The organism is Corynebacterium sp. HMSC067D03, from assembly GCF_001811185.1.
Classification (GTDB): Bacteria; Actinomycetota; Actinomycetes; order Mycobacteriales; family Mycobacteriaceae; genus Corynebacterium; species Corynebacterium coyleae.
Genome location: NZ_KV803838.1, coordinates 1 through 4,966, shown reverse-complemented (window position 1 = coordinate 4,966; position 4,966 = coordinate 1). Strand labels below are relative to the sequence as shown.

Sequence of the window (4,966 nt, the reverse complement as noted above, 5' to 3'; positions counted from 1 at the left end):
ACGATTGCCATGTCAGAACAGCGGGAATTCCTTGCACAATGGTCAGTCTCTCAAGGAAACCTCCGCCGCTTCCTTGAGGACCTACTGCAGCAACACGATCTCAAGCAGTGCACCGCCTACTCCGACAGCATCAACGACCTCCCCATGCTTGAGATGGTCGGCTCCCCCGTTGCCGTCAATCCGGACCGTGCGCTGCGCCGCCACGCGAAAGCCCAAGGCTGGGCCGTCCGCGACTACCGTCCGGTGCGCCGCGCCGTACGCCTGTCCACCCTGCCGGTACTGAGTGCCGCGGGTGAGTTCTCTTTGTGGCGGTTGTGGAGCAAGCGGCAGGACAGGACTCACCATGTCTGATGCGTTTGCCCTGCACACCCCGCGGCTTGAGTTGTCGGTGCCTACACATGCGGATATCGACGCCATCTTTGCCATCCACTCAGATCCCCGCACCTACGAGCACCGCCCCGAGCTGACAATGAAGACCCGCGATGAGGCTGTCGAGCTTGCGCGCTCGTGGCAGAACAATTGGGCTGAGCAGCAGTTGGGCTACTACACGGTACGCACCCTCGACCGCGCGACCATCGGCTTTACCGGGGTACGACACAGCGAGGAAGCCGACGAAGAAGTCCTGAACCTCTACTACCGGTTCGCACCCGAATCGCAAGGCCAGGGCTACGCCAAAGAAGCCGCAGCCGCCGCGATTGCCAGCGCCCGCGAGCGCTTCCCGACGTTCCCCATCGTTGCCATCATCGACCCTGTGAATGAGGCATCGATTGGCCTAGCTTTGAGGCTCGGACTTGCGTATGTTCCCGGAGCGGGCGTCCCCGGCGACTACGAGGTGTACCGGCTTTCCTAGGTGGGAAAGTCCGCGTTGGTTGGGACTGTTCGGTGGGTATTGGGGCACGCACGGTTATTGATACTCAAAACCACCGGCGAGGGCCCCTCCTCAACAGAACACTAGCTAGATACCGAGGAAGCCTCTTCACGTTGGTGTCCACTCTTGAGTGGTTTGCTATGAGCTGAGTATAACGAAAAACTGCAGTCCTCGGCTCTCTCCTGATTTATGGAGGGTCAACGGCTGCAGTGTGGACACGAGAATATCGCAGATGGTTTTTAGATACAACCCTTCGGTGAACCTCGACTATCGCCTCCCGTGTCCTTTTGGGTTTGCCTGCCCACCGAAGGTTCGTCGATAGGCAAAGGCTCTTAGGGCTTTGTTGCGGTAATGGCGAATTGGAGTGGTAGGCGCTCGGGATTATCGCGGAGGATGAAACCGCGGGAGTCTTCGACCATCAGCTCCGGCCACGGGCACCACGCGGAGTACGGAGTTTCCTCAAGAGCGGTGACGGTCAGCCCCGCGTCGATGAGCGCAGTAACAATTTCGCCGAGAGAGTGGTTCCACTGATGGTTGCGTGGGCTAGCAAGTTTTGGCGCTCCTGGAGTGGTGACGTAGCTTTCCTCGTCCTCCCAGGTGAGCGGATCAGGCATTTCAAAATACGGCTGCTCAATGCGCAGACCTTGGGAAACGTCCTCTCCGATTGTCATGAACATGGGGTGGTCGTCGCGGATGAAAAACATGCCGCCGGGAGCGAGCAGCTTTGCGACGACCTCCGCCCATCGACGCACCTGCGGAAGCCAGCACAGCACACCTGCGGAGGTGTAGACGAGATCGAATTCGCCGTCGACCGCTTCTCGAGCGTCATAGACGTTGCTCTGGATAAACTCCACGTCCGCGTCGGCTTGGGCGGCGAATTCGCGGGCGTATTTGAGTGACTCCGCAGAGAGATCCACGCCGATGACTCGGGAGGCTCCGCGGCGGGCAAATCCGATGGTGTCGGTGCCCACGTGGCATTGCAGGTGACACACGGACTTCCCGGTGAGGTCGCCGAAGCGGTCAATGTCCACCGCGAGGACATCGCTAATAGCTGCCTTGTCCGCGATCAACTCATCTTTACCGCCGTAGTTGCCGAACATGTGGGCGTGGGCCCGTGAATCCCAGTTGGCTTGGTTATCCGCGAACCAGGAAGCGGTCTCGGACCGCGGTGAGTTAGTCTCCGCGTGCATCGTTACTCCCTCCTACGTCTCATTCCGTTGCCTGAGTTACGCAACTTTAGTTATATTGAAATCAATCGAGACCCCCTCCGAGCTTCCCGTAAGATCAGCGTCATATGAGAGGGGGGCTTTTACCTCGCGGTTACGGCGGCTTCACCCTCATACCGGAACGGCATCGCACGTCCTAAACATTCTTGAGCTTGCGGCTTCGCCCCCGCTTTCCACTCACAAAGCACAACCATGTAATTCGTGCCACAATGCGGCGGTGTGAGGATCGAGAAGCAACGCTCCCGAAAACCGTCTAGTAATCCGAAGTACGCAACCTCCCCCTCCACCACCCACTACCGCGGCACGTCGCCGGCGCGCATGCAGGCGACGAGGTTGCGCAACAAGCAGCGAATCCCGATGATCCCGGCGTACTAGGGCGCTACAGGAGTTCGTCGATAAGCGAGCGCACGCGATTGTCAATGTCGTCGCGCACAAGACGCATGCGCTGCATGCCTTCGATACCGCGGTGCGAGGGTTCGTCGGTACGCCAGCGCTCTAGCGTGCCGCGTGCGTCGTCGGGCATGTCCACCTGCGCGTCTTCGCCGAGCACCACGACGCGATCAACGCTGCGCAGCAGTTCGGGATCGATGGGTTTGGGCGTGCCGTGCGACATGTCGGCGCCGGCCTCCGCGATCGCCTCGACCGATTCCTGGTTCAGCGATGTACCGGGTTTGGTACCAGCGGAGTAGATGCCGAGCTGGCTTCCCGCGTGCTTCTCGGCGAGCGCCGCCGCCATCTGGGACTTTCCGCCGTTGCCGACGCACACGAACAGGACTGAGGGCTTCACAACGTCTCCTTAGGACAATTTGGGCAAGGTGGGATCGCCCGGGAACAGTTTCGGGCCGATCCCGCGCATGAGGTAGACGAGGCCGACGAGGATGGGGATCTCGATAAGCGGTCCAATCGTGCCCGCCAACGCCTGGGCGGACGTGGCGCCGAACGTGCCGATCGCAACGGCGATGGCCAACTCGAAGTTGTTGCCCGCCGCGGTAAAGGACACGGACGCGGACTGGGCGTAGCCCATCCCGGATGCCTTGGACACCACGAGTGCGATAGCGAACATGCCGACGAAGTAGCACAACAGCGGGATCGCTACCCGTGCCACCGTCCACGGCTGGGAGAGGATCTGGTCGCCTTGCAACGAGAAGAGCAGGACGATTGTGTACAGCAGACCAATCAGCGCGAGTGGGGAGATCCGGGGCAGGAAGGTGTTTTCGTACCAGTCGCGGCCCTTGGTGCGCTCACCGATGATGCGAGACAGCAGCCCGGCGAGCAGCGGGATGCCCAAAAAGACCAGCACGGAGGACACGATTGCCCAGAAGGAGAACTCCACCGAGGTGGTCTCCAAACCCAGCCAGCTGGGCAGGATTTGCAGGTAGAACCAGCCGAGTACCCCGAACATGAGAACCTGGAACACCGAGTTGATGGCCACGAGCACTGCGGTGGCTTCACGGTCGGCGCATGACAGGTCCGACCACACCAGCACCATGGCGATGCAGCGGGCGAGGCCGACGATGATTAATCCGGTGCGCAGCTCCGGCTCATCCGGCAGGAAAATCCAGGCGAGCGCAAACATGAACGCGGGGCCGACGATCCAGTTCAAGATGATGGACACGGTCATTAACCGTTTGTCGGTGGCAATCTCGCGGGTCTTGTCGTAGCGCACCTTGGCCAAGGGCGGGTACATCATGACCAGCAGGCCGAGCGCGATCGGAAGCGAGATGCTTCCGACTTCGAGGCGCTCGAGTGCGCCCGAAAGCCCCGGCACCGCTCGGCCGAGGGCGAGGCCCGCCGCCATGGCGAGCATGATCCACACCGGTAGGAAGCGGTTAAGAAACGACATACGCTCTACTGGCTGAGAGGTTGCGTCTTCCATCTGGAATCCTTATCTATTGACAGCATTCAAAACGGACACTAAATCTCATATTTATCACTGTCAATATAACGAGGTAGGAAGTATGAACGATTACGTCGCCACTCCAGAAAACACTGACCTCGACTGCTGCTCACTGGGCTCCGGTTTGCTCTCCGTAGACGACGCGACGCGTTACGCGGACCTGTTCAAAGTTTTAGCGGACCCCGGCCGGCTACAACTTCTCTCCAGAATCGCCGAAGAGGGCTGCGAACCGATGAGCGTGAACGAACTCACGCAACGCTCCGGGCTAAGCCAACCGACAGTTTCCCATCACCTCAAAATGCTTACCGAGGCCGGCCTTCTAGAAAAGAGCCGCCAGGGCAGGACGGTCATACACCGGCTGCGCCCGGAGCTGTTCCAGGAACTTCGCACCGTGCTGCAGATGGACTGAGACTAACGGCGCAGGGCTTCAATGTTTGTCATTCATTACCGAGGTCAAACGCGTCGACTCGTGAAAGGCTGCGCGGATCCATCCGGGTGGTGATGGCGATTCGGTTCCACGCGTTGATTGCGACAATCGCCATCAATACGTTTCGTGCTTCCTTCTCGCCGAGGTGCTCTTCGACACGATCCCAGAGCTCATCAGGAACGGAGCTCTCGCCGTTGATTCTCGTCACTGCATCGGTCAGTTCGAGAACGGCTCGTTCCTTTTCGGTGAACTGCTCGCGATTGTCGGTCCAGTTCTCCGCCTGCGAGACGCGTTCCTTGGACCAGCCATCTTTCCTGGCGTCACGCCGGTGCATTGCCAGGCAGTAAACACATTGGTTTAGCGCGGATGCACGAAGTTGGACGAGGTGTGACGCGTCCTTTTCAACCCGTGCACGCACATAGGTTTCCAGGCCCAGCATCGGCGCGTAGGCAACTTTGGGGATCGGCTTACGTGGCGCATTCGACATGCCACGACAGTACACATCAACTCCCCTTACTGTTGCGACCGGTTATTTGGTAGCAGTGTCG

The 4,966-nt window shown here is 59.7% G+C and carries 8 protein-coding genes; 4 read left to right on the top strand and 4 right to left on the bottom strand.

Annotated features, from left to right (window positions below; translation table 11 throughout):
- On the top strand, positions 1 to 351 hold a 351-nt coding region (locus tag HMPREF2785_RS12215; RefSeq protein ID WP_371440495.1), incomplete at its 5' end, for an HAD family hydrolase.
- The gene (locus tag HMPREF2785_RS08595; RefSeq protein WP_070614950.1) at positions 344 to 850 is read left to right on the top strand and encodes a GNAT family N-acetyltransferase; all 507 of its coding nucleotides are present in this window, start codon (positions 344 to 346) and stop codon (positions 848 to 850) included. The genes HMPREF2785_RS12215 and HMPREF2785_RS08595, both read left to right, overlap by 8 nt.
- A 350-nt stretch (positions 851 to 1,200) precedes the next feature.
- Here HMPREF2785_RS08595 and HMPREF2785_RS08590 read toward each other — a convergent pair whose 3' ends face one another.
- Complete coding sequence (locus HMPREF2785_RS08590; protein WP_070614949.1) at positions 1,201 to 2,058, bottom strand: class I SAM-dependent methyltransferase; 858 nt, start codon at positions 2,056 to 2,058, stop codon at positions 1,201 to 1,203.
- A gap of 255 nt (positions 2,059 to 2,313) precedes the next feature.
- Between HMPREF2785_RS08590 and HMPREF2785_RS11995 the strand changes: the two genes are divergently transcribed.
- Positions 2,314 to 2,469 carry a hypothetical protein gene (locus tag HMPREF2785_RS11995; protein ID WP_167594490.1) on the top strand — a complete coding sequence of 52 codons (156 nt, stop codon included), beginning with the start codon at positions 2,314 to 2,316 and terminating at the stop codon, positions 2,467 to 2,469.
- A gap of 4 nt (positions 2,470 to 2,473) precedes the next feature.
- Here the strand turns inward: HMPREF2785_RS11995 and HMPREF2785_RS08585 are convergent, their stop codons facing one another.
- Both HMPREF2785_RS08585 and arsB read right to left on the bottom strand, forming a co-directional pair.
- Entirely contained in the window at positions 2,474 to 2,881 is a 408-nt protein-coding gene (locus HMPREF2785_RS08585; RefSeq protein WP_256374919.1) for an arsenate-mycothiol transferase ArsC, read from the bottom strand.
- A 9-nt stretch (positions 2,882 to 2,890) separates the two neighbouring features.
- Positions 2,891 to 3,970: an ACR3 family arsenite efflux transporter gene (gene arsB / locus HMPREF2785_RS08580; protein ID WP_070614947.1), complete on the bottom strand. Its 1,080-nt coding sequence runs from the start codon at positions 3,968 to 3,970 to the stop codon at positions 2,891 to 2,893.
- An 82-nt stretch (positions 3,971 to 4,052) separates the two neighbouring features.
- On the opposite strand from arsB, the gene HMPREF2785_RS08575 reads away from it, so the two are divergent.
- On the top strand, positions 4,053 to 4,400 hold the full coding sequence (locus HMPREF2785_RS08575) for an ArsR/SmtB family transcription factor (RefSeq protein WP_070614945.1): 348 nt from the start codon (positions 4,053 to 4,055) through the stop codon (positions 4,398 to 4,400).
- Positions 4,401 to 4,428: 28 nt separating this feature from the next.
- Here HMPREF2785_RS08575 and HMPREF2785_RS08570 read toward each other — a convergent pair whose 3' ends face one another.
- Positions 4,429 to 4,905 carry a carboxymuconolactone decarboxylase family protein gene (locus HMPREF2785_RS08570; protein WP_070614943.1) on the bottom strand — a complete coding sequence of 159 codons (477 nt, stop codon included), beginning with the start codon at positions 4,903 to 4,905 and terminating at the stop codon, positions 4,429 to 4,431.
- Between the last annotated feature and the right edge of the window lie 61 nt (positions 4,906 to 4,966).